This is a genomic window from Candidatus Bathyarchaeota archaeon (assembly GCA_026014735.1).
In the GTDB taxonomy this organism is placed as follows: domain Archaea; phylum Thermoproteota; class Bathyarchaeia; order Bathyarchaeales; family Bathycorpusculaceae; genus Bathycorpusculum.
Window position 1 is genome coordinate 210,563 of sequence record JAOZHT010000002.1, and the last position, 24,066, is coordinate 234,628.

The following is a 24,066-nucleotide window of genomic DNA, read 5'->3' on the forward strand; positions in this document are numbered from 1 at the left end:
ATCACTTAAGGTACTTGTTTAAGTCAACTTTGATGTAGTCTGCTTTTGCAAAGCCCTTGCCCGTGGTGGACTGGGGAATCGTGGCGTCGAGGCCTGCTTTGGCGGTGGTGGCTTTTTTGCCCTCGGATAGGTCGCCTGAGGGGTCGAGGCTGCTGCCAGGCTGGTTGCTGAGGATAACGGCGTTTTTGTCGGCTTGGAAGCGGGTGGCAATTGCCCACTCCACGTCGTGGGGGTCATAGATGTTAATGTCCTCGTCAACGATTACGCAGTGCTTGAGTGAGCCATGTCCCTTGAAGGTGGCTTCAATAGCTTTTCGGCCATCGTCGGGGTTTTGCTTCTTGATTTGTACAACTGCGTGGAGCCAGCTGCAGCCGCCGGGTGTAATGTAGACGTCTTTGCATTGGCAGACCTTGCTGACTTCCTTGTAGATGGTGGGTTCCTTGGGCATGCCCATGAGGAACTTGTGCTCGTTTCTGCCGGCAAGGATGGTTTGGTAGATGGGGTTTTTGCGGTGGGTGACGCATTTGATTTCCAGGATTGGCTGCTGGCGGGTGCGGTCCACGATGCCGGTTAAATCGAGGAATGGTCCCTCGGTGGCTTTCTCCCGGGTGATTTTGCCCTCAAAAACGAATTCGCTGTCCGCGGGCACCTCTAAGTTGATGGTTTTGCATTTCACCACATCGGTTTTCTCGAGTGCATTAGCCATCGCCAGCTCATCCACGCCCATCGGCAAAGTTGTAGCCGCCGCAAGCAGCACCGCCGTCGAGTTGCCGAGGCATATGGCGATTTCGAGTTCTCCGCCTGCCTTCTTAAGCGCCGTGTCAGTGCCGCGGTTCTCCACGATGCGGGCAACGAAGTGGTTTCTGTCTTTAAGCATAAGCCGATGGAAGCACATGTTGCGGGCGCCGGTCTGGGGGTCTTTGATGATGGATACGGCTGAGGCGATGTATTTGCCGCCGTCTGCCTCGGTGTACTGCATGATGGGTAGCTTGGTTAAGTCCACATCTGCATCTGACTCGACGATTTCCTGACAGGGCGCCTCTGATACAAGTTGGGGCGCAACGGGGTTCTCGATTGCCGAGAGCAGTTTGGGAAGCAGCTGCGCCTTGGGGATGCCCATGCTGCGGCAAATCAGCTCTTTAGAGGACACCAGCCCCGCCACGACGGGCACAGCGGATTCCTTAACGTTTTGGAACATGACTGGTTTTTCGCCGTTTGCGGCGATGATGCCCGCCATCTCATATTCAACTGAGACGGGCACTGTGATTGTGGTTAATTCCTTGGTTTTCCGGAGTTCTTCTATGGAGCCTCTTAGGGTCAAATTGGTTCGCCTAAAAGGGAAGATGGCGGAGTCTGCGTTTATAGCTTTTGGAAGAAAACCCAGGGCAAATCAGGGGCGCTTTCTGAAGTAAACAGCCACGCATAACACGGCAACGACAACTGAAACCCCCGCGGCTCCAAGGCAAACCGGAAATAGACCCACAAGCGGCGAGGGCGCGGAAGGCTCCTCGGTTAAGCGGGGAGTTTGCGTGTCACCGTTAACTTTGACGCTGGAAACCTTAAGCAGCCACGCATCCCAGGCGCCATCTCCAAACGTGGTGGTGGAACCGGACATGACAAAGCTACCGTCCGAGGTCAAAACCGCCGACACCGCCTGGTCGTCGCCTACTCCGCCGTAGGTTTGCCGCCAAAGCACATTGCCTTCCGTATCCGTTTTGATTAGCCAGGCATCCCAGTAGCCCGCGCCGAAGGCATACGTTGAACCCGCCAACGCGTAGCCGCCATCCGGGGTCTGTATGGCGCAGTATGACTCATCGTTTAGGGCTCCTCCGTAGGTTCGATTCCACAGCAAATTTCCCGAATCATCCGTTTTTATCAGCCACACATCCTCGTAGCCGCAGCCCGACGAGTTGGTGATCCCCGCAAAGGCATAACCGCCCTCGCTGGTCTGAAGCACACAGTAGCCGAAGTCATCTTTAGCGCCGCCAAAGGTCCGGTTCCACAGCATGTTGCCTAGGGCGTCGGTTTTGAGCAGCCAAAAATCGGTGTTGTTGCCTCCGCTAAACGAGTAGGTGTTGCCTGCCAACACGTATCCGCCATCGTCTGCCGCAGCCAAGGAGAAGGCGCCGTCGTCGTTGGCACCGCCGTAGGTTCGGTTCCACTGCTGCTTACCCGACGCATCCGTCTTTACCAGCCAAACATCGGCGTTTCCAACGATGAAAACGTCCCTGAAACCCGCCAGCGAGTATCCTCCGTCGCCAAACGAGTTAGTTATGCCCGCTATGGCGTATCCGCCGTCGAGGGTTAGGACCACACAGGAGGCGTAATCATTATGGGTTCCCCCGAAGGTTCTGCTCCACAGCTGCTTGCCATCGGAATCGGTTTTTATCAGCCAGAAATCATAGCCTTTGTTGCCTGAAGCATTCGTGGAGCCAGCCATCACGTATCCCCCATCGGAGGCCTCAACTATACATGAAGCCCAATCATCCCCCGCTCCACCATAAGTTTTAGCCCACAGTCGGTTACCCGACTCATCCGTTTTAATCAGCCAAGCATCAGCGTTGCCCTCGCCTGAAGAGTTAGTGTAGCCCGCCAAGGCGTAGCCGCCGTCGCTGGTTTCAATAACCGAGAAAGCCCACTCGTCCCCAGCGCCCCCGAAGGTGTTGCTCCAGACTACGCTGCCCGGCGGCGAGGAAGTGGTGGCTGCGTCAACGGTGACGAATGCGTTTGCCGACGCCAATGCTAAAACCAGTAGCAGAAACGCTAAGCTTTTGCTTGTGAGATCCATCGTTTGCTCTTAAGGGGCGGCATATAATATCCTTTTTTGTCCAGCTTTCTTGGCGTAGCTTAGTCAAGGTTTCTTGACGAAAAAGCTTTTATTTGCAAATTTTCCGCTCATATCCTGGAGCAGTGGTAACTTGAAAAAAGCCCTTGTTTTCTTACTTGCGGCATCGCTTCTCCTTTCATCGGCCGCCGCAGCAATAATCCTGCCTAATTTTGCCAGAGCAAACTTTTCTGCAGAGCCTGCAAGCCCCGACACGTCAAGCAGCGATTGGCCAATGTTCCTCTACAACGCCGCTCACACAGCCTCACCTGACGACATAGCACCTATTACGCATGACTTGTTATGGCAATTCAACACCATGCCCGATGGAGCCGACGCCTGGATAATCGATTCGTCCCCCGCAGTTGTAGGCGGCGTGCTCTACATAGGCTCCGACGATGGACACTTCTACGCGCTGAACAGCACAAGCGGAGACCTTCTCTGGAGCCAAACACTGGGCAGCTTCACCGTTTCTTCCCCCGCCGTAGTCAAGGGCGTGGTCTATGTGGGTGTTTGGGAAGGACGCGACTATGCGTTGAATGCATCCACCGGCGAAGTCATCTGGAACACCACCAGAGTGTATAGCAGCGCATCCCCCGCCGTCGTCAACGGCTTGTATTACATATGCTCGGGAAACAGCTCAGTTATAGCCAAAAACGCAACGAACGGCATCACAGTCTGGCAAAGTGTTATCCCCAGCGGCGGAGACGGTTCACCTATCGTGGTAGACGGCACTGTTTACATCAGCGACACAGGATATGCCTGCGCCTTAGATGCCCGAAACGGAACGCTTAAGTGGACACACGAAATATACCTGAGCTCTACTAACAATTCACCTGCAATCGCAGGCGGCATCGTATATGTCGGATGCGGCGGCAGCACCTTTTTTGCCCTAAACGCAACAACCGGCGCAACCATCTGGACCTACGAAACGGGTTCAAGTCCTGGTTCCGCACCAACAGTGGCGGGGGGCATTGTCTACGTGGGCTCTTCACCCAAGGGAGTTTTAGCCCTCAACGCTACTACCGGAGCTAAAATATGGAATTATCCTAGCTCGATATGGGATTCATCCTTTGCCCTAGCAGGCGGGGTACTCTACGCATGCAACAGCGCAGGAATCCATGCGTTAAACGCAAAAACTGGCGCACTCATCTGGACATATGCACCCAGTAACACCAACATAAACTCGGCGCCAGCCGTGGCTGATGGCGTGCTCTATGTGAGGGGCGGCGACTGCTACCTCTACGCCTTCGGAAAAGCAAACCAATCCTCCATAGCCTTATCTCCAAAAGTCAACTTGGCAAACACAGCGGTCTCTATCTCTGGCGCCGGTTTTACCTCTAATTCGATGGTTACAGCGACTTTCGGCGGTCAACCCATAACGCTTACAAATTCAACAGTGGATGCACTGGGGCACTTCTCAGGCAAATTCCAAATTGACCCCTCTACTGAACCGGGAACCTTCCAGATTTCAGTAACTGACAACGCACACCTTACTGCGTACGCTAACTTTACAGTGGTCGGTTCCCCAACGACTTCGTGGCCGATGTTTATGCATGACCCCCAGCACACAGGCACCCCAGACAATTTTGTTCCAACAAGCAACAGTACCTTGTGGACTTACAAAGTTGACAGGGGCGAAATAGCTAATCAGGTGGCTTCCTCCGCTGCAGTCGTCGAAGGCATAGTCTACACCGCATCCGAAAACGGGTATGTCTATGCATTTGACGCTTACACGGGACAATGCTACTGGAAATATAGTTTGCCCGGTTTGGGAACGCTTTCTTCTCCTTCAGTTGTGGATGGCGTCGTTTACATTGGCAGCGAGCATGGGCTCTTTGCGCTTGATGCTTACACAGGAGAAAAAATCTGGCAGACTGAAGATAGGGTGCTTTTTGATTCCTCACCTGCAGTGTACGGAGGGCTTGTTTTCATAGGTTCTTTTGTTGAACAGGGGACCTCAGAAAGCGCTATGTTTGCGTTTAGAACTTCTGATGGCATGCGAATGTGGAAGTTTACCACCGGTGACTATGTCTATTCTTCACCTGTGGTTTTAGACGGTATCGTATATGTGGGAAGCGAGGACAACTATTTTTATGCCTTAAACACTAAGGATGGCTCGCTCGTCTGGAAATTTAATGTTAGCGACCTCTACCCGTATGACGGTTGCGCTGCTTCACCAGTGGTTATTAACGGAGTGGTTTATACTTCCAGTTACTATGGGAACGTTTTTGCAATTGATTGTGCAAGTGGCAGTAAAATTTGGAATCATTCTATTGGAACTTTGGGTTCTGGTTTCTCATCCCCAATTATCTCTAACGGTATCCTCTTCATTGCAGCAAAAGATTTCATCTATGCGCTCAATGCAACCACTGGCGACGAAATATGGCGCTGTGATGTTTCTTCAAATGGCTCTCCCGCCATTGTAGGCAACATTATTTATGCTAGCTCAGGCGACAGCAAGATCTGGGCGATAGATGCCCTCACTGGAAAAAAGAGTTTACATTATGCAACCGAAGGCGGCATCCGAGTTCCGGTTGCCATAGCCAGAGGAGTAATTTATGTGGGAACAAGAAGCGGAACAATCTACGCAATTGGAACACCCGATCTCTTATCGCCGCAGCCAACCCCCACACCCACGCCGACTCCAACCGCAACTCCCACCCCAGCACCAACCGCTAACCCAGCAGCCGCAACTTCAAGTAACCCAACTCCCCAGCCCACAGCCGCCATCACCCCCAAGCCAACCCATACACCCAACGCCTCAAGCACCATCACAGCCACAACCAATCAAGGCACACAAATCGAATTGTCAATCACAGGAAACATAACAGGCAACCAAATATCAAACGTCACCATCACAACCGATCAAGCCACATCCACAGTGGCATTTACCATAACGGGGCAAACCGGAAGCACGGGATTTGTTAACCTTACAATCCCAAAAAACGCATTATCCACCGATGGGGCGCCAACATTATATATCGATGGCGTGCCAGCCCAAAACCAAGGCTTCGTTATGGATGACTTGAACTTTTACGTTTGGGCCCAAACACATTTCAGCACGCACCAAATCGAAATCGTGTTTGGGGCAGTTACGCCCACAGCTACGCCTTTGCATGGTTCTCAAGACGCGTTTTTTGAGGGTTTAGGTTTACTCGAGATAGCCATTTTGGCGGTGATATGCATCCTCGTTGCCGGCGTGGTCACTGCGGTGGCCTTGAAATGGAAAACAAAAAAGTAAGCGTGGGCTAAAAAGGCCCTTTAGTTTGTGTTATTGCATTTTTGGCAGATCCCATACACATCCATGCGTTGCCCAGTTGGCTTGAATTTTGTGGCTGCAGTTACCTTCTTTGTTATCTCCTCGACTGTGGTATCGTTTAGGTCGGTGATGCCGCCGCATCTGAGGCATACCAAGTTTATGTGGGGGGTCATGTAGGAATCAAATCTTGCCTGTCCAGAGGGAAAATTGATTTCCTGAAGCAAATCAAGGTCCCTGAGCACCTCCAGGGTTTTGTATACGGTTGCCAGGCTTACGGTCGGATGGATTTTCTTTACTTCACCGTATATTTGCTGGGCGGATGGGTGGGCTCTGCTGTTTAGTGCAATTCGGCAGATTGCTATTCGTTGTGGGGTGGCTTTGTATCCTTTGTTTCGTAGTGCTTCGATGGCGGAGGCTTCTGTTTTAAGGTGCTTAGTCATAACTAATTATTAGATAATAACAATTCTTAAATAGGCTTCGCTACAAAATCATTACCGTAGGAGATTTTCTGAAATGACTAATAAAAAAGAAGACACCAGCCAAAAGGGCACCTCAAACCGGGACTGGTGGCCAAACCAATTAAACCTCACCATTTTACACCAGCACTCCCCCCTATCCAACCCAATGGAAAAGGAATTCAACTATGCTGAAGAATTCAAAAAACTTGACCTGCAAGCCATAAAAAAAGACCTCCAAGCATTAATGACGGACTCAAAAGACTGGTGGCCAGCCGATTACGGACACTACGGCGGACTCTTCATACGGATGGCATGGCACAGCGCAGGCACCTACCGCAAAGGCGACGGCCGCGGAGGCGCCGGCTCAGCCCAGCAACGTTTCCCACCCATCAACAGTTGGCCCGACAACTGCAACCTCGACAAGGCACGCCGGCTGCTTTGGCCCATCAAACAGAAATACGGCAGCAAAATCTCCTGGGCCGACCTGATGATTCTCGCAGGCAACGTTGCAATGGAGTCGATGGGGCTGAAAACCTTTGGTTTCGGAGGCGGCCGCAAAGACGTTTATGAACCTGAAGAGGTTTACTGGGGAGCCGAGAAGCAGTGGCTGGGCGACAAACGCTACAGTGGCGATAGAGACCTTGAAAACCCCCTTGCCGCCGTGCAGATGGGCTTGATTTATGTGAACCCTGAAGGACCTAACGGTCAACCCAGCGCAGTCGCTTCCGGACGCGATGTACGAGAAACCTTCGCCCGCATGGGGATGAATGACGAGGAAACCGTTGCGCTCGTCGCCGGCGGACATACATTCGGTAAATGCCACGGCGCTGGCAGCGCATCCCATTTGGGGCCTCAGCCCGAGGGCGCGGGCATCGAGGAGCAGGGTCTTGGCTGGAAGAGCAGCTTTGGCAGCGGCCTAGGAGATGACACCATCACCAGCGGCATCGAAGGCGCATGGACCCCCCATCCTACCCAGTGGGGCATGGAATACTTCCATATGCTGTTTGACTACGATTATGATTTAGTGAAGAGCCCCGCTGGCGCCTGGCAATGGGTCCCCGTTAATCCCGATACAAAGGATCTGGCGCCGGCTGCCCATAACCCATCAAAGCGGGTTACCACCATCATGACCACAGCGGACATGTCGTTGAAGATGGATCCGATTTACCGCCAAATCGCAAAGCGCTTCTACGAGAACCCTGAAGAATTCGCAGATGCATTCGCAAGGGCATGGTTTAAGCTGACCCACCGCGACATGGGACCACGCACACGCTACCTCGGCCCCGAAGTCCCAAACGAGGAACTGATCTGGCAAGACCCCATCCCTGCAAGAAACTACGAGTTAATAGAGGAGAAAGACATCGCCGACCTCAAAGCCAAAATATCCGTTTCAGGCCTGTCGATTCCAGAGTTGGTTTCAACTGCTTGGGCGTCAGCATCTACCTTCCGAGGCTCCGATAAGCGGGGAGGAGCAAACGGGGCACGTATCCGTCTTGCGCCGCAGAAAGACTGGGAAGTTAACCAGCCGACTCAACTAATGAAGGTGCTGGGAACTCTTGAAAGAATCCAAACCGAGTTCAACAGTGCCCAGAGCGGTGGAAAACGGGTTTCGCTTGCTGACTTGGTTGTTTTAGGCGGATGCGTAGGTGTCGAGCAGGCTGCACAGAAAGCAGGCAGCAAGATATCGGTTCCATTTAAGGCAGGACGCACCGATGCCTTGCAGGAGCAAACAGACGTGAGTTCCTTTGCTGTTCTTGAACCAGCCGCAGACGGATTCCGCAACTACCAAAAAACCAAATACGCCGTTTCAACCGAGGAAATGCTGGTTGACCGCGCACAGCTGTTGACGCTGACCGCCCCGGAGATGACGGTCCTATTGGGCGGCATGCGTGTCTTAAATGCCAACTTTGAGCGGTCTCAGCATGGTGTCTTTACGAAGCGGCCCGAGGAGCTCACCAATGACTTCTTTGTTAATCTGCTCGATATGGACACGGTGTGGAAGGCAACCATGGAAGACGAAAACTTGTTTGAGGGGCGTGACCGCAGAACAGGCGAACTCAAGTGGACAGCTACCCGCGTGGACCTTGTTTTTGGTTCGAACTCGCAGCTTCGGGCTCTAGCTGAAGTCTATGCATGCGAGGACTCCAAGGAGAAGTTCCTGCAGGATTTCGTTGCGACCTGGACCAAAATTATGAACCTTGACCGCTTCGACCTCGCATGGTCCTAATCTGGCGGCTGCGGTAATGCACAAACTGACCACGACTAAACGCTAAGTCAACATTAGCGCGAAAACAAAAAGCAGGTTTGGGCTAAAAACCCATTTTTTACTCGGGAGATAACTACGCCGATTTTTGTGGCTATGAACTCCTAGCCTGCGGTTTGAATGCCGACGCAACTTTGCCCTGCAAGTCCCGCTTTCTTGGCACGGCTTGCACAGGTTTCTTGTCTTCACTGATGCCAAAGCTCAGTTTATCGGCTCTTAAAATCGGCACTAACCCTAAAAAACAAAAAAGAAACGATTGGGGATAAAAACCCTGTGCTTCTTAGTAGGTTCCGACGCCTATCCGCGTCATCAGGTACTCGTAGCCTGCACCCTTAAACGCGCCCACGATTTTGCCTGCCACTTCTTTGCCGCCGGTCAAAGCTACCATGCAGCCGCCGCCTCCGCCGCCCGTCAGCTTTGCGCCGAATGCACCCTGCTTGCGCGCCATATCAACGAGGAGGTCGAGTTCTTTGCTGGAAACGCCGATTTCCTGAAGGATACGGTGGTTTTCGTTCATGAGGTCACCGACTTTTTTTAGGTCGCCCAATTCAAGGGCTTTGCGTCCCGCGACTGCTAAGCTTTCTGCCTGCTTAAAGAGCGGATCATATTTTTTAGGGTCTTTCTTTCTGCGCTCAGCAACGCCTTCAACCATGGCTTTGGTATTGGCGACTTTGCCGGTGCTGCCAATGACGATTTCGATTGGGCGCTTTATGTGGATTTTGTCGACTAGGTCTTGTCCGCCGGCGGGGTTTTTCTTGAACCACATTAAGCCGCCGTAGGTGGCTGCGGTGTTGTCGATGCCGCTGGGGTTGCCCGCGTAGGCTTTTTCGCCTTCGTAGGCGACGGCGTTGATTTTTTCGTTGGAGAGGTTAAGGTTGAGTTCTTGGCTGATGGCGCGTGCGATGGCGACGCTGGATGCTGCAGAAGCGCCCAGGCCGCTGAAGCCCGGCAGTGACCCCCCTATCCAGATGTCAAAGGGCATCTTGGGGTCTAAATTCATGGCTGCCAGCATGCGTTCGATGGATTCGATTTGCTGGAGCCGCTTCTCTTCGCTGTAGCCCTTAGCGGTTTTCCGCTCGTCTTTAATGACCAGTTTAGCTGCTTTTTTGACTTCGGCATCTGTTGAGGAGTCGATAGCTGAGACTACGCCGGGGATGCCGTGCACGACGAAGTGTTCGCCAAAGAGGATGACTTTTCCGTAACCGGAACCTGTACCCATACATGTAACACCTAACTGGAAGCTAACGCTAGCCTAAATAAAAAACATTCTTCGGCTTCCCCAAGCCTATGCCTGCACTGACGCGGAAAAAATGCTGCCTTGATAGAGGAATTTTCGGTTTTGACAAGGCAGATTTATAATCCGAAACCCCGCAGTTAGGGGGGATGCACCTTGGCGGTTACTGAAGAGTCCTGGCATGCGCTCGAAGCAAAAGACGCGTTAACTAAACTTGAATCAAGCAAAACAGGGTTAACTTCCACTGAAGCAGCAAAGCGGCTACAGAAGTATGGTCCCAACCAGCTGATTACAGCCAAAAAAACCTCGCCCATCAAAATCTTCCTTGCCCAATTCAAAAGCGTCCTCATCTTAATCCTCATCGCGGCGGCGCTGGTCTCTTTCGCTACCGGTCACCAATTCGACGCCGCAATAATCCTTATCATCGTGGTTATTTCTTCGGCGCTGGGTTTTGTTCAGGAGTACCGTGCGGAGAGAGCTCTTGAAGCGTTAACCAGAATGCTGGTGCCGATCGCATCCGTCATACGGGATGGGCATGAACTACAGGTGCCCGCCAAGGACATTGTACCCGGCGACATCTTAGCCCTCAAAGAAGGCGAAAAAGTCGCAGCAGACGCCCGCCTAATAGAAATCAACAACCTCCACGTCAACGAGGCGCCACTGACAGGCGAATCCATCCCCGTTGGGAAAGAACTGCAAGCCGTCGCCGAGAACGCCGCTATACTGGATAAGAAAAACATGGTGTTCTCCGGAACAGAAGTGACCTGCGGCAAAGGCAAAGCCCTAGTTGTTGCCTCCGGGATGAATACGGAATTCGGCAAAATAGCCGGGCAAGTTGCCTCTGTTGAGAAGAAGGAGACGCCGCTGGAGAAACGCACCAAAGAAATCGGCAAATGGCTAGGCGCCGCTGCCCTAATCGTCAGCATCAGCGTTATAATCCTTGGGGTTCTACGGGGTCTTGACCTGCTTGAGATGTTCCTCTTCGGCATAGCCCTTGCAGTCGCCGCGGTGCCTGAGGCGTTGCCCGCGATTGTCACAGGCAGCTTAGCTGTGGGCATGTACAAGATGGCTAAAAAGAACGCGTTGGTCCGCAAGATGCCTGCGGTGGAAACTTTGGGGTCAACAACAGTTATCTGCACAGACAAAACAGGCACCTTAACCAAGGGAGAAATGACCGTACGCAAAATCTACGCGGATGGCCAGACGTTTGATGTGTCAGGGGTTGGCTATTCACCGCAGGGCAAAATAGAAGCTGACCAAAAAGCGCTTGAAAGCAAATGCTTCTCGCTATTAATGAAGGGCGCCGCGTTATGTAACGATGCGGAAGTAGTTTTAGAAGACAACAAATGGGTGGTTAAAGGCGACCCCACTGAAGGCGCGCTTGTCGTAGCCACCCTTAAAGCAGGCATCAAACATCAGGAACTCCGCAGCGCCTACCAGCGAATCAACGAATTTCCCTTCTCCTCCGACAGAAAACGCATGACCACCATCCATGCCCAAGAGAGCGAAGACCAAAAAACAATCTTCATGAAGGGCGCCCCAGAAATCATTCTACGCTACTGCACAGCCATCTGCAGAGGCAACAAAACCGAGTCGCTTACAGAGAACCAACTTAAAGAAATTCTTAAACAAAACGAGAAAATGGCATCCGACGGACTCCGCGTCCTGGGTATAGCCTACAAAGAAAAAGCCGCAGACCCATCACACTTCAAAGAGGAAACATCTGAAAGCGAATTGGTATTCTTGGGCTTGGTGGGCATGATGGATCCGCCACGCAAAGAAGTCATGGATGCAGTGAAGCTTTGCCGCAAAATCAAGATTAAACCCGTCATGATTACAGGCGACCACAAACTCACCGCCTTAGCAGTCGCCAAGGAACTCGGCATCTACCGGGAAGGCGACGAAGTCCTCACAGGCGAGGAACTGGAGCGGATGTCTCAGGAGGAATTAGAGGCAAAAGTCCGCAAAGTATCCGTCTATGCCAGAGTGTCCCCGCTCCATAAACTGAAAATCGTTGAGGCATGGAAAAAGCTGGGCGAAATAGTGGCGATGACCGGCGACGGCGTCAACGATGCCCCCGCACTCAAGAAAGCCGACATAGGCGTAGCTATGGGTATAACAGGAACCGAAGTGACCAAGGAATCCGCGGACCTTGTGTTGGCAGATGATAACTTTGCAACTATAGTTAACGCGGTTGAGATGGGACGCTGGACATACGATAACATAAAGAAATACCTCACATACCTGCTTCAGGCAAACCTAGTTGAGATAATCATCCTATCCTTTGCGGTTCTAGCCGGGTTCCCGCTGCCGCTTATCCCGGTGCAAATCCTCTACATCAACCTCGCCACCGACGGGTTACCCGCGATTGCGCTGGGTCTAAGTCCCCCTGAACCAGACATCATGAAGCGTCCGCCACGCAGCCCCAAAGAAACCATCTTCACCAAAGACGTCAAAGTGTTCCTGCTACGGGCAATACTCATAGAGGTGCCGCTGCTAATCTGGGTCTTTACCAGCGCGCTGCCTCTGGGCGAAGAAATAGCCCGAACCAGACTGTTCTTGGTTCTGGTTTTCTTTGAACTGGTCTTGGCTCTAAGCTGCCGCTCGCTTAAATACAACATAACTAAGGCTCCGCCTCATAAGCTACTGGTGGGCACGGTCATCTGGGAAATCGGTTTGATAGCCTTAATCCTTAATGTACCGTTCCTGCGGGAAAGCTTCGGCTTAGCGCCAATCGGCATATATGAGGTGGCGCTGATAGCTGGTTTATCCGGGTTGGTGCTGTTCACCATAGAGTTAACAAAGTGGATTATGCACCGCAGAGACGAAAAGTTCGAGGATAATACGGCCCCGTTAAGCACCCTTGCAAGCTGATAAAGGACAAATCCACAAGGGCAGGTCTAGGCGGGGTTCCATCGGGCGCCTGAAGGGTTAGCGTTCAGTGAGAGTGTGTGCCAGTTGGAGCCAAGGACGATAACCTGCCCTTGGAATTCACCCCTTCTTTATTCTATGGAACCAAACTTCGGCTTTAGTAACGGCTAAATACAACAAAGCCTAATTCCGTTGATACTTAACGTGGCGAAATCAATGAAAGACGTGCCTGAAATAGTCACCGAGTTAATCAAAGCCTCCAAGAAGCATGAGCAGTACCGCGACAAAGAATGCATAAACATGATTGCAAGCGAGGGCATCAAGTCCCCTGCGGTCTGCCAGATGCTGGATATGAGCCACGACCTCGCAACCCGCTACGCGGAAGGCGAAAACGACGCCGAGGGCCATGTCAAGAAGCGGTACTATCAGGGCCAAAAGTACATGAGCCAAATCGAGGACCTCGCATGCGACGCCGTTAAAAGCCTCTTTGGCGCTTCATGGGCAGATGTCCGATTAATATCTGGCACCCACGCCAACACAGCCACCTTCAAAGGCTTATCACTTGCATCCAAAAACAACAAGATGGTCGTTACGCCTCTGAGCTGTGGCGCACACATAAGCCACGACTACACTGGTTTGGCGGGCAGCATCCTTGGCATAGACAACATCAACCACGTCTATGACATAAACGAGTTTAACATTGACCCAGACAAATCCGCATATGTCATACGGGCTGCTAAACCCGGCATCGTCACCTTCGGCGGCAGTCTCTTCCTCTTCCCTCACCCCATCAAGGAACTCCGGGCGGTCTGCGACGAAGTCGGCGCATACGTTGCCTACGACGCAGCCCACGTTTTGGGCTTGATTGCAGGCGGCCAATTCCAAGACCCGCTGCGGGAAGGCGCAGACTTCATCACCAGTTCAACCCATAAAACCTTCCCCGGCCCCCAGGGTGGCGTCATAATGGGCAACCCCGACACCCCCTCCAAGGAGAAGGCGGTTAGGAAAATCCAGCATGCAGTCTTTCCGCTAACGGCATCCAGCACCCACCTCGGCAGATTACCCGCCTTAGGCATCGCGTGTCTTGAAATGCGGCTTTTCGGCAAAGAACTCGCCTCACAAATCGTTCGCAACGCCCAGACCGCGGGGCAGTACCTCTACGAGAACGGCGTCAAAGTCATAGCTGAACATAAAGGCTTCACCCGCAGCCACCAAATCGCGCTGGACGTGCGGAGCTTTGGCGGCGGTAACAAAATCGCTCAGGACCTCGAAGACGCCAACATAATCATCAACAAGAACCTGCTGCCCTACGATAACCAAGCCAGCAAAGAGGACCCCTCGGGCTTGCGTGTGGGTTTCCAAGACATCACCCGACGTGGCTTCGGGGAAGGCGACGTTAAGCACCTCTGCGACTTGATGCTCGACATCGTCAAGGGCAAACGGACCCCCGCCCAGGTAAAAGTTGATGTGCTGGCGCTCAAATCGGAGTTCTGCGGCGTCAAATATGGCTTCCAAACCGTCGAGGAAGCCCTCCGATACGTCAAAGCATAGTTTTCCTTGCCTATTTTGGGTTGATTGCCCAAGTTTTCCCTATAACCTCAGGGTACCTGCTGAATCAGCCTATCCGAACCCGCCGCTAACCGAAAAACGACTCTAACTTTGAGGTCTCCGCCTTCTTAAGCGCCAAAGCGCAGTCCTTGGGATCCAGCGCCTTAAACTCCAACCCCATCGAAACCAAAAGCCGCTGCACGTCCTTGCCTAGGCTAGGCGCAACCAGCACTGCGCGGACGGGGCGATTCACCTTGGATTTTATGGGTTCAATGTATTTTGCCAGCTGCAGCACGGCGTCTTTGGAGGCTACGCGCCGCTTGACTTCGATGACGACGAGGTTGCCGTCTTTGTCCTCGCCGAATATGTCAACGAAGCCGGGCTGCACCTTTTTTTCCCAGCTTATGGGCTTGAAACCTTCCTCGAAAAGCTGCGGTTTAACCAGTATGGCTCGGTGCATGTCATCTTCGCTGGCATGGAGCAGAAACGCCCCGGAATCCGCCAGCGCCAACGAGGAAACCATCAGAACAGAAGAGAAGATTACCCGCAGGTTCTCCCGGGGCTTTGTGCGTACACCATGGACCTCGAGTTTGTCGTCTTTAACTTCAACGTGGAAGACGCTGCCTGCAGGCTGCCAATTCACAGGTTCATAGCCGACTGGGCGATGCACCAGAACCGCACCATCAGACTTGACGAAAAGCAGGCGTTCACCATACTCCAGCGTCGAGCTTGCCCGGCCATTGTAGTGCACATGGCAGTTGCCTGCGACGAGGAGTGTTCGGCGCTGCGCAAAGGCTTTCTCGATGAGGATTGCGGCTTCCGCTAAAGTGGGTTCTTTGAGCACAGAGATTTTGCTGTTGCTGTTTGGCGCCTGCATACTTTTTCAGCTAACGTATTTTAGGTGGCATCAGGGTACATAAGATTTCTTGAGGCACAAAGCAGATGGCTTGGAAACAGAAGCGGCAGATAAAACAGCGCTATGACATCACCGCAACAATGTATGACGAACGCTACCGAGAAGAGCAACGCCGCAAATACCGCAGAGCCCTCCAAACCGTAAACGTAGCCGACGCTGTAGTCGCGGATGTTGGCTGCGGCTCAGGCATGTTTTTCCCAGAAGCCGCCCAGAAGACACAGTGGCTAATCGGCGTTGATATTTCAAGAAAACTTTTAGATTTAGCCAAAGCGCAGTCGAAGGGGTACGGTAACGTTTCGGTGGTGCAGGCAGACGCTGATCACCTGCCATTCCGCAGCGGCGCCTTTGAGGCGGCCTTTGCCTTCACGGTGCTGCAGAACATGCCTAGCCCCGCGTTAACCCTTCAGGAGATAAAACGCGTCGTCGGGGTCGGCGGCAAAGCAGTGGTGACTGGGCTTAAGAAGGCTTTTCCGCTGCATCAATTCATGGATGCCTTGGAAGCCTCAGGGATGGCCCTGGAGGGGTTTTTGGATGAAGAGGCAATTAACTGCTACATCGCGGTGCTATCCGCTTAGCATCTGCACATCCGCCACTTCCCCCGTGTCGGCATAGATGCCCACTGCCGCCTCGTTTATGCCGCCGGAGTAGGTTTTATCCAGCTGAAGCACCACATACCAGTAGGGGACAAGCGCCACGGAGTCACCTCTGGGATGCGGCAGAAGCTCCACCGAAACGGGCGTTTCCAAAGTGCTGAAGCCGCTGGTTTGTGCGCCGTCGATGTTCCAGGTTAAGGAGGCTATGTGGTTGCGGGCGATGGTGACTGCTTCTGACTGTGAAACATCAAGGTTGGTGTTGCCGATGGTGAAGAGGAAGTAGCCATCCGTCAACGCCGTTAACACGCGGTTTTCAAAGGTCATCCGCAGGCTTTTGGCGCTGAAGTCAACGCCGTTTTGGGTGTACATCCAGAGAAACTCTGTGCTGTCGCCGAAGCTGGAGATTTGCAGCTTCATGTTCCCCTGCGTCACCGACAGGTCCTGAGTTTGGTTGATTGCAGAGAGCAAGTTGCTCATTTCGTCTAGGTAGCTGTCGCCAGAGTAAGCTTTGTAGCGGTTAAGCGCTGCTTTAGCGGCTTCCAATGTGCTGGCGGGGGCAGCCTGGGTTAGCAGCGGGGTGCTTTCGATGGCGGTGAGTTGGTAGCGGGAAAGGTGGTTGCCTCGGAAGCGGAAGCTTGCGTCAAGGTTGCTGCCGGGGCTGGTTAGCGAGTACTTGATGACTTCCTCGGCTACGTCGAAGTCGGTTCGGTACTCCAAGGTGTTGCTGAGCAGCGTAATTTTGTATTTGGCAGTGTCGATTTGCGCCACGTCATGCAGGACATCGGCGACTTTGCTGGTTCCCACACCCCAGGAAAGCAACTGCTGGTTTTCCGCCGCTAAACTCTGCTGTGTAGCAGCCAACTGATTCAGGGTCGAAACCTGCAGCGCCGCAAAAACGCTCAGCAACAGAACAGCCGCCGCCAACACGGCGAAGACGGTTTTCCATTTAGGCGCAAGCTTCACGCGGCGTTTAGCTTCAACTTCGGGGGCTTCCTCAACGCCCTTCATGGCGCTGACGGTGGCTTTGCCAAACGCGGAGAGCCGGTATTTGCCGTTTTCCATCTTGTAAATGAGTTCACCGAGGCTTTCCAGGTGGTAGGTGAGATGCGAACTGGAGACGCCGATGATGTCGCCGAGTTCCCCAAACGTAAGGGGTTTATCGCTGAGTATGCGTAGGATTTTGCGGCGCACAGGATGCTTAAGAGAAGTAAACATGATGCTGTAGATTTCTTCCTCGTTAGCTGCCATGCCTAACCCATAGGGCATCATATGTGGGGTTTAAGGTATAAAACTTGTCGAAGCAGCCGCAGAAAAGCCATCCAGGGGGCATCGAGCAGAATCAGGGTGGAAAAGGGGTTTTCTACGGCAGATCAGGAGATTTGGGAGCAGAAAAGAAATGGGATTACCCCGTTAAAGGGGGTTTTAGTGGCTGAAGAGTTTAGCGTAGGGCCTTGAGGACAGCGGCAGTATCTTTTTGAAGTTGCCCGATAGGATGACTTTGGGGTCGCCGCCAAAATAGCTGCAGTACTGCTCCACCAGCCGGGCTATAACGGCCATGTCGCGTTTGCCCACCGGCTGGGTTTTGGTGCCCTCGACGGGCTCCAGGATGTCGCCGCGTTCATAGATGACGCCGCCATGCATGCCTGTGCCCACGAAGCGTGCCCGGCATTTCTCGCAGCCCGCAAGGTTGAGGCCTAAGATAACGATGACGCCGCCTGCCATGTACTCAGCCAGGAAGTCCCCTGCGGTTTCGCCGACGACGATGGTTGGCACCTTCTTTTGGTACTGCTTCATGTGGATGCCGACGCGGTAGCCCACGTAGTCCTTAACAAATATTCTGCCGCCGCGCATACTGTGCCCGGTGACGTCGCCTGCGTGTCCATGGATGACGATTTCGCCTTCGTTCATGGTGTTGCCGCAACCGTCCTGGGCGTTTCCATGCACTGTGACTTTGGGTCCATTCATGAATGCGCCCATATCGTTGCCGGGGGTGCCGTAGACGTGGATGGGGAGGGTGGTGTTTAGGTCGGTGCCGATGTAGCGTTGGCCGCAGACGTTGTGGACTTCGAGGCGCTGGATGCCGGGGGTTTGGATGACTGCGCGGAGGATGCAGTTGAGGTCTCTGTAGTAGAGGTCGCATGCGTCCACTTTGACTGTGCTGCCTTCGCTTGTGACGCGGTTGAGGTATTTTTGGTCGATTACTTTGCTGTTTTCTCGAGGGGGGATCTGCATTTTCTTACTCTCCTGCCAGTTTAATGCCCAGTATCTTCTGCTCCGCCGCATTCAATCCGACGCCACGCAGCGCCAAGCGGTTGCCGCGGAGGGATTCGATGGCGTTGATGCCCATGCCGCCCATCATGTCCTTGATTTCGTGACTCCAGCTGTGCAGCAGGTTGATGAGGCGCTGGGAAGCGATTTCGGGGTTGACGCGTTTGCCTATCCATGGGTCGCTTGTGGTGATGCCCCATGGGCATTTGCCTGTGTAGCAGCGTTGGCATACGGTGCAGCCGATGGCAACAAGCGCCGCGGTGCCGATGTACACTGCATCTGCGCCCAATGCGATGGCTTTGAAGACGTCAGCTGCGTTTCGAAAGCCGCCTGCCGCCACGATGGAGGCGTGGTTGCGGATGCCTTCGTCTCGGAGGCGCTGGTCAACTTGTGCAAGCGCCATCTCGATGGGTATGCCGACGTTGTCTCGGATAACCTTGGGAGCTGCGCCTGTTGCGCCGCGGACGCCGTCGATTGCAACGATGTCTGCGCCTGCTCGGACGATGCCGCTTGCGATGGCTGCGATGTTATGGACCGCTGAGACTTTGACGCTGACGGGTTTGGTGTAGTTGGTGGCTTCTTTTAGTGCATAGATGAGTTGGCGTAGGTCCTCGATGGAGTAGATGTCATGCTGGGGGTAAGGTGAAAGCGCGTCGGTGCCTGTGGGAATCATGCGGGTCTTCGCAACGGGCTCGGTGACTTTCTCGCCTGGGAGATGCCCGCCGATGCCGGGTTTTGCGCCCTGCCCAATTTTGATTTCCACCGCCGCGCCCGAGTTAAGGTACTGGGGGTGAACGCCGAATCTGCCCGACGCAACCTGCACGATGGTGTGGTCGCCGTACCGATACAGGCTCTGGTCCAAGCCGCCCTCGCCGGTGTTATAGTATGTGCCGCATTCCGATGCTGCCCGCGCTAAGGCTGCATGTACGTTGAGGCTGATTGCGCCATAGGACATAGCGGAGAACATGATGGGTGTATCGAGGCAGAGCTGGGGAGTAAGCTGGGTTTTAAGTTCCGCTGCGCCGTCTTGGTAGGCCACTTCGAGATGGTCGGGTTTGCTGCCTAGGTAAGTGCGGATTTCCATGGGTTCCCGCAGCGGGTCAATGCTGGGGTTGGTGACTTGGCTGGCGTTAAGCAGGATGCGATCCCAAAATGTGAAGGCGGGTTTATCGCAGCCCATGCCTGTGATGGTGACGGCGCCGCTTTCCGCTTGCCGCTTGGCGTCGCGGACTGCTTCGTAGGTCCAGTTGGCGTTGTCGCGGGTGGCATTGGGGTTTTTGCGGATGGTTATAGCATGGGTTGGGCAGAAGGTGACGCAGCGCATGCAGTTAACGCAGTTCTCGTCTTTGCTGCATATCGAGTCGGTTTCTTCATCATAGAAGTGGGTGTCGTAGGTGCATTGGTTCACGCAGACCTTGCATTTTATGCAGCGTTTCTCGTCGCGTTCCACCAGGTACTCGGGTATAACGTAAGTTTTCATTTATGGTCTCTCCGATTTCATGCTTTTAAGTCTGCAAACCACGGGTTCACCGCCGCGGGGCGCCCAAAACTTGTCCAGTTGAGGCGAAACCAGCCGCATCGCAGCCTCCTCGGAGGAGATAAACTGCAAGTCGCCCCTGACGCCGGCAACCATCGGCCGCAGCTTTATGCGGTCGCCCAGCCCAATCATTTCGCCATGGTGAGCGATAACTATGCCGAAGGGCCCGTTCATAAGCAGGCTACCGTAGGTTTGGCGTAGCGCACTGAGTAGACCGGCTTGCTTTGGCTCCATCTGGTCTATTTCTTCCCAGAGCGGAGAAGCAAAAACCTGTGCTACAAGCTCCACTGGGAGACGCTGACGTCGCATTAGCAGGTCCACGGCGTAGGCGAGGACTTCGGTGTCGGTTTGCATGGTGCATTTGTATCCGTGCATTTCGAGGTAGCGGCGGTTGATGCCGTAAGAGGAAAGTTCGCCGTTATGCACGACGGTCCAGTCCAGTATGTTGAATGGATGTGCTCCACCCCACCAGCCAGGCGTGTTAGTTGGGAAACGGCTGTGGCAGCTCCAAAGGTAACCCTCGTAGTCTTCTAGGCAGAAGAAATCCGCGACGTCCTCGGGGAAACCAACGCCTTTAAAGACGCCCATGTCTTTGCCGCTGGAGAACACAAAGGCTTTGCCGGTTTCGGTGTTTATGCGCATAACCGCCTCTATCACGTAGTCCTCTTCAGTTTGGTTTTCGGCGGGTTGCCCCTTCTTAGGCTGGACAAAGTAGCGCCAGACTACCGGTGGGTCGCGTACGTCGGCGGAGGGTCTTGTCTGCATTTCCTCGTCGTAGATTATGTCGAATTTGGAGGCTAAGACACGGTCTGTTTTCTCCTTAGCCTCTTTGCCCAGGTACATGATGTGGAATGCGTAGTAATCCTTGAACTGGGGGTAAATACCGTACACAGCAAAGCCGCCGCCTAAGCCGTTGCCGCGGTCATGCATGTTTGCCATGGCCCGCACGGGGTCTTTGCTGCCGAAGCGGCTTCCGCTGGTGTTCATCATGGCGAATATGCCGCAGGCTGAGAAGTCCTTGTCGTCGCCGTAGGGGTTGATTATTTTTCTATCGTACTTATCCATCTTTACTGCACCACACGCATTTGTTTCTGGAGGCTCTTAGGTAGATGAGCTAAGCCAAAGTCGTCAGCAAGCAGCTGAGCCTTGAACTTCTTTACGTTTACCGCATGCTTCATGAGGTAGAATAGGGTGCCTGCACGCTCGATACAGTTCACCATGGTCATGCCGACGATAACGTTGTTTTTTAGCACCAGTTTCTTGTAAACCTTGCTTGATGCGTCGGCTTTCACGAGAACCTCCAGTGAGGGGTCGTCTTTGGGGTTAGCTAACCCTATGGAAACGATGGGTATGCCGAAGTATTTTAGGCTACTCATGTTGGTTCCGCCATTATAGAGGGTTTTCTGCCCCGCCATGTTATAGCCTGCCACGCGGCCCTCCTCAATTGCCAAGGGCCACAGAGGCAACAGACGATTCTGCCCCAAAACGAAATCGTAGGCTTCCGCCACATCGCCGCTGGCGTAGACGCCAGGTACATTGGTCTGCATGGTGTTATCCACAACTATGCCACGGTTGGTTTTAACCTCGGTTCCCGCAACCAACTCGGTTCGGGGGATTACGCCGATGGCAACGATGACGAGGTCACAGGGCACGGTTTCGCCTTTGGTGAGGACTACTCCGCCGACTGCGCCGTCGTTGTCGGGTTTGCCGATGATTTTTTGGACAGATTGCCCAGTTACGATGTTGACGCCTGCCGCCCGAACCACGGCTTCAACCATGTCGGAGGCTTTGGGGTCAAGCAGTAAACTCAGGATTTTCTCCTGCAACTCAACCATCGTCACCTTAAGGCCGCGTTTGCTAAGCGCGTCGGTTACGCTAAGGCCGATTAAGCCAGCGCCTATAACCACCGCGGACTTGGCGTTTATAGCCGCGATTTTTTCGGAGACACGCTGGGCATCTTTGATGGTGGTGAAGGTGAATACGCCGTCCTTTTCTTGCCCCTCCATCTTAGGCACAAACGGCTTGCCGCCCGTCGCCAACAAGAGCTTCTCGTAGAAGATTTTTTCGCCGTCCTCAAGGGTGACGGCTTTAGCTGCCAGGTCAAGCGCGGTGGCTTTTTTGCCAAAGATCGCTTGGACGTTTTTCTGTTTCCAGAACTCGTCGTTCCGGCATTTCATCTTGTTTAAGTCGGCTTTGCCGCTGACAAAGTCGCTTATCATGGGGCGGCTGTAGTGCGGGCAGGGCTCATCAGAGATGGCGACTAAGGTGCCGATGGGGTCGTCTTCGCGTATGGCTTCGATTGCGCCCAGGCACGCTGCGGAGGCACCGATTACAACGTACTTTGCCATTTTAGCTCCGGACCTCCACAAAGATTAAGGCTCCGTTGGGGCAGTTGGCGACGCATGCGGGTTCTTTGAGGTCCTGGCAGAGGTCACATTTGGCGACAACCTTGTTTTCTTTGTCTATTTTGATGGCGCCGTAGGGGCAAACCATGATGCAGGTCCAGCAGCCGATGCATTTGTCTTTGTTGTGGCTGACTTTGCCTGTCTGGGGGTCTTTGGTCATGGCGCCGGTTAGGCATGCGGTGACGCAGGGGGCGTCTTCGCAGTTGCGGCATTGGATGGCAAAGGAGATGGGTTTGCTGACTTCGCGTCGGATGCGGCTTATGGGTTTGGGGTGTTCGCTGTTGTAGGCTTTGATGGGGTCTTTTGATTTGGAGTGGGCTACTGTGCAGTAGACTTCGCATAGTCCGCAGCCGATGCAGGCTTCTTGTTTAGCGATTATTTTTTTCATAAATCCTTCTTCCTGTTTCTGTTGTTTAGCGTGGGCACGTGAGCATTAAAATATGCAATTCTTCATCACTCGTGCATAAAGTGCCCTCGCTGGTGGTCTGTTGATCATTTTTCTTGATTATTACTTTACATGTGTTCAAAGGCATCAAATGCACCCTCCCATGGGGAGATAGCCCACCAAAATATCATGTAATCTATATAACCTTGTTGATAATCATTTATATGACAGTTAATGAACTATGTAATCTAAACGAATCATATATCAAAGGTGGAAGCGGTGGCAGAAAAAGACCTCGGATACCGACGAGTCCAATGCACAGGCAGAGGCTCCTTCATCATATCCCTCCCCAAAGAATGGGTCGAAGACCTAGGCCTAAAACGCGGCAGCGAAATCGCCTTCAATATCCAACCCGACAGCACCCTCACACTGGTGCCTCGGAAAATCATGGAGAAAGAAGGCAAAAACGACGCCGCCAAACCCAAAGAATATTTCATCAACGTTGACTCCAAAGAGCCCACCGAATCCGCCCTACGAATGGTAAGAGCGCTCTACGCCATCGGCGCCGACATCATCCGCATCCACTTCAAAAACCTCAAAGACGCCCCAAAATATAAAATCGAAACAAAAAACTTCGTCCGAGACACCTTTCTGGGGGCGGAAATCATCGATGAAACACCCGACGAAATCACCCTGCAGATCTTAATCAAACACAGCGAGTTCGGCATCGAAAAAGCTGTCCGCCGCATGGCAATCGTGGCGCTTGCAGCCAACCGCGACGCCATAGCCTACCTTGATGACCACAGCAGCGCACTCTACGATAGCGTTATGCATGCACGCAACGATGTGAATCGTTTGGGGCTCTATATTGTGCGGCAACTCAAGTATGGCATCGAACGTAACCTTTACCGGGAACTGGGTTTCCGCACGCCTAAGGAGTTTCTGCTCTACCGCATAGCCGTCAACGACATCGAAAACATCGGAGAAAACGCCCTAAACATAGTTAACAATATTGGAGCCTTCCAGAAGCTCATACAGGACGAAACCCTCTTCATCAAAGACCCCCTCGACGAGGAAGTCTACATGCAACTCACCGACTTCTACAGTCAGGCTCAGCAGCTCTACGAAGACGCCATCAAAGCAGTCTTTAAACGGGACTACAAAGACGCGGAGAAGCTGATTTCGAAGCGGGACGCCATGGTGCCGCTGGAAAGCTCGATAATCATGTTGATTTCCAGCAAGAAAATGGATCCTAATGTAACCGCGATTTTGCGGTTGATCTTTGACAGTGCACGGCGAATTCTCGATTATGGCCGCAACATGGCGGAACTTACGTTGAACCGCACCGTGGAGGAACTCTGCTCAACACTAACCTACAAATAAGCGTGGAAAATGTTGGTTGTCCGGCCGGGATTCGGACCTGGGTCCGCGACTCGAGAAACCGCTATACATAGCCAGCCTATCGGGTTCAACGATAGTATCTAAAAAGTGTTTGGTGACTC

Annotated in this window: 17 protein-coding genes; 6 read left to right on the forward strand and 11 right to left on the reverse strand. The window is 53.2% G+C overall.

Going from position 1 to position 24,066, the window contains the following annotated elements:
• Position 1: 1 nt before the first annotated feature.
• Positions 2-1,321, reverse strand: a complete 1,320-nt coding sequence (locus NWE93_06930; protein MCW3999955.1) for a UbiD family decarboxylase — start codon at positions 1,319-1,321, stop codon at positions 2-4.
• Positions 1,322-1,390: 69 nt separating this feature from the next.
• The gene (locus tag NWE93_06935) at positions 1,391-2,788 is read right to left on the reverse strand and encodes a hypothetical protein (GenBank protein ID MCW3999956.1); all 1,398 of its coding nucleotides are present in this window, start codon (positions 2,786-2,788) and stop codon (positions 1,391-1,393) included.
• Positions 2,789-2,918: 130 nt separating this feature from the next.
• Here NWE93_06935 and NWE93_06940 point away from each other — a divergent pair, with 130 nt between their 5' ends.
• Positions 2,919-6,068, forward strand: a complete 3,150-nt coding sequence (locus NWE93_06940; GenBank protein ID MCW3999957.1) for a PQQ-binding-like beta-propeller repeat protein — start codon at positions 2,919-2,921, stop codon at positions 6,066-6,068.
• A gap of 20 nt (positions 6,069-6,088) precedes the next feature.
• Here the strand turns inward: NWE93_06940 and NWE93_06945 are convergent, their stop codons facing one another.
• On the reverse strand, positions 6,089-6,526 hold the full coding sequence (locus tag NWE93_06945; GenBank protein MCW3999958.1) for a transcriptional repressor: 438 nt from the start codon (positions 6,524-6,526) through the stop codon (positions 6,089-6,091).
• Between the two features lie 73 nt (positions 6,527-6,599).
• Between NWE93_06945 and katG the strand changes: the two genes are divergently transcribed.
• A complete protein-coding gene (gene katG, locus NWE93_06950; protein MCW3999959.1) occupies positions 6,600-8,771 on the forward strand; it encodes a catalase/peroxidase HPI in 2,172 nt (723 codons plus the stop codon).
• Positions 8,772-9,087: 316 nt separating this feature from the next.
• Here the strand turns inward: katG and mvk are convergent, their stop codons facing one another.
• Complete coding sequence (gene mvk, locus NWE93_06955; GenBank protein ID MCW3999960.1) at positions 9,088-10,026, reverse strand: mevalonate kinase; 939 nt, start codon at positions 10,024-10,026, stop codon at positions 9,088-9,090.
• A gap of 171 nt (positions 10,027-10,197) precedes the next feature.
• On the opposite strand from mvk, the gene NWE93_06960 reads away from it, so the two are divergent.
• Together NWE93_06960 and NWE93_06965 are read left to right on the forward strand one after the other, a co-directional pair.
• Positions 10,198-12,915 carry a cation-translocating P-type ATPase gene (locus tag NWE93_06960; GenBank protein MCW3999961.1) on the forward strand — a complete coding sequence of 906 codons (2,718 nt, stop codon included), beginning with the start codon at positions 10,198-10,200 and terminating at the stop codon, positions 12,913-12,915.
• Positions 12,916-13,128: 213 nt separating this feature from the next.
• Positions 13,129-14,463, forward strand: a complete 1,335-nt coding sequence (locus NWE93_06965) for a serine hydroxymethyltransferase (protein MCW3999962.1) — start codon at positions 13,129-13,131, stop codon at positions 14,461-14,463.
• Positions 14,464-14,548: 85 nt separating this feature from the next.
• Here the strand turns inward: NWE93_06965 and nucS are convergent, their stop codons facing one another.
• Positions 14,549-15,337, reverse strand: a complete 789-nt coding sequence (gene nucS / locus NWE93_06970) for an endonuclease NucS (protein MCW3999963.1) — start codon at positions 15,335-15,337, stop codon at positions 14,549-14,551.
• Between the two features lie 65 nt (positions 15,338-15,402).
• Here nucS and NWE93_06975 point away from each other — a divergent pair, with 65 nt between their 5' ends.
• The gene (locus NWE93_06975; protein MCW3999964.1) at positions 15,403-15,951 is read left to right on the forward strand and encodes a class I SAM-dependent methyltransferase; all 549 of its coding nucleotides are present in this window, start codon (positions 15,403-15,405) and stop codon (positions 15,949-15,951) included.
• Here the strand turns inward: NWE93_06975 and NWE93_06980 are convergent.
• The 6 genes from NWE93_06980 to NWE93_07005 all read right to left on the reverse strand — a co-directional run bounded on the left by NWE93_06980 (position 15,940) and on the right by NWE93_07005 (position 22,567).
• Entirely contained in the window at positions 15,940-17,217 is a 1,278-nt protein-coding gene (locus tag NWE93_06980) for a winged helix-turn-helix domain-containing protein (protein ID MCW3999965.1), read from the reverse strand. The genes NWE93_06975 and NWE93_06980 overlap by 12 nt on opposite strands.
• Positions 17,218-17,391: 174 nt before the next feature.
• Positions 17,392-18,201 (reverse strand): hypothetical protein, encoded by an 810-nt coding sequence (locus NWE93_06985; GenBank protein ID MCW3999966.1) that lies wholly within the window; start codon positions 18,199-18,201, stop codon positions 17,392-17,394.
• 4 nt (positions 18,202-18,205) lie between these two features.
• The gene (locus NWE93_06990) at positions 18,206-19,717 is read right to left on the reverse strand and encodes a glutamate synthase-related protein (GenBank protein ID MCW3999967.1); all 1,512 of its coding nucleotides are present in this window, start codon (positions 19,715-19,717) and stop codon (positions 18,206-18,208) included.
• Positions 19,718-20,839, reverse strand: a complete 1,122-nt coding sequence (locus NWE93_06995; GenBank protein MCW3999968.1) for a glutamine amidotransferase family protein — start codon at positions 20,837-20,839, stop codon at positions 19,718-19,720.
• A gap of 2 nt (positions 20,840-20,841) precedes the next feature.
• On the reverse strand, positions 20,842-22,122 hold the full coding sequence (locus NWE93_07000) for an FAD-dependent oxidoreductase (protein ID MCW3999969.1): 1,281 nt from the start codon (positions 22,120-22,122) through the stop codon (positions 20,842-20,844).
• A gap of 1 nt (position 22,123) precedes the next feature.
• Complete coding sequence (locus NWE93_07005; GenBank protein MCW3999970.1) at positions 22,124-22,567, reverse strand: 4Fe-4S dicluster domain-containing protein; 444 nt, start codon at positions 22,565-22,567, stop codon at positions 22,124-22,126.
• A gap of 276 nt (positions 22,568-22,843) precedes the next feature.
• Here NWE93_07005 and NWE93_07010 point away from each other — a divergent pair, with 276 nt between their 5' ends.
• Positions 22,844-23,947, forward strand: coding sequence for a phosphate uptake regulator PhoU (locus NWE93_07010; GenBank protein MCW3999971.1), 1,104 nt, complete (start codon positions 22,844-22,846; stop codon positions 23,945-23,947).
• The last annotated feature ends 119 nt before the right edge of the window (positions 23,948-24,066 follow it).

Excerpts from the sequence above, each read along its gene's own strand:
- NWE93_06935 (MCW3999956.1), bottom strand. The coding sequence starts at position 2,788 with ATGGATCTCACAAGCAAAAGCTTAGCGTTTCTGCTACTGGTTTTAGCA.
- NWE93_06945 (MCW3999958.1), bottom strand. The coding sequence starts at position 6,526 with ATGACTAAGCACCTTAAAACAGAAGCCTCCGCCATCGAAGCACTACGA.
- katG (MCW3999959.1), top strand. The coding sequence starts at position 6,600 with ATGACTAATAAAAAAGAAGACACCAGCCAAAAGGGCACCTCAAACCGG.
- mvk (MCW3999960.1), bottom strand. The coding sequence starts at position 10,026 with ATGGGTACAGGTTCCGGTTACGGAAAAGTCATCCTCTTTGGCGAACAC.
- NWE93_06965 (MCW3999962.1), top strand. The coding sequence starts at position 13,129 with ATGAAAGACGTGCCTGAAATAGTCACCGAGTTAATCAAAGCCTCCAAG.
- nucS (MCW3999963.1), bottom strand. The coding sequence starts at position 15,337 with ATGCAGGCGCCAAACAGCAACAGCAAAATCTCTGTGCTCAAAGAACCC.
- NWE93_06975 (MCW3999964.1), top strand. The coding sequence starts at position 15,403 with ATGGCTTGGAAACAGAAGCGGCAGATAAAACAGCGCTATGACATCACC.
- NWE93_06980 (MCW3999965.1), bottom strand. The coding sequence starts at position 17,217 with ATGGCAGCTAACGAGGAAGAAATCTACAGCATCATGTTTACTTCTCTT.
- NWE93_06985 (MCW3999966.1), bottom strand. The coding sequence starts at position 18,201 with ATGCAGATCCCCCCTCGAGAAAACAGCAAAGTAATCGACCAAAAATAC.
- NWE93_06990 (MCW3999967.1), bottom strand. The coding sequence starts at position 19,717 with ATGAAAACTTACGTTATACCCGAGTACCTGGTGGAACGCGACGAGAAA.
- NWE93_06995 (MCW3999968.1), bottom strand. The coding sequence starts at position 20,839 with ATGGATAAGTACGATAGAAAAATAATCAACCCCTACGGCGACGACAAG.
- NWE93_07000 (MCW3999969.1), bottom strand. The coding sequence starts at position 22,122 with ATGGCAAAGTACGTTGTAATCGGTGCCTCCGCAGCGTGCCTGGGCGCA.
- NWE93_07005 (MCW3999970.1), bottom strand. The coding sequence starts at position 22,567 with ATGAAAAAAATAATCGCTAAACAAGAAGCCTGCATCGGCTGCGGACTA.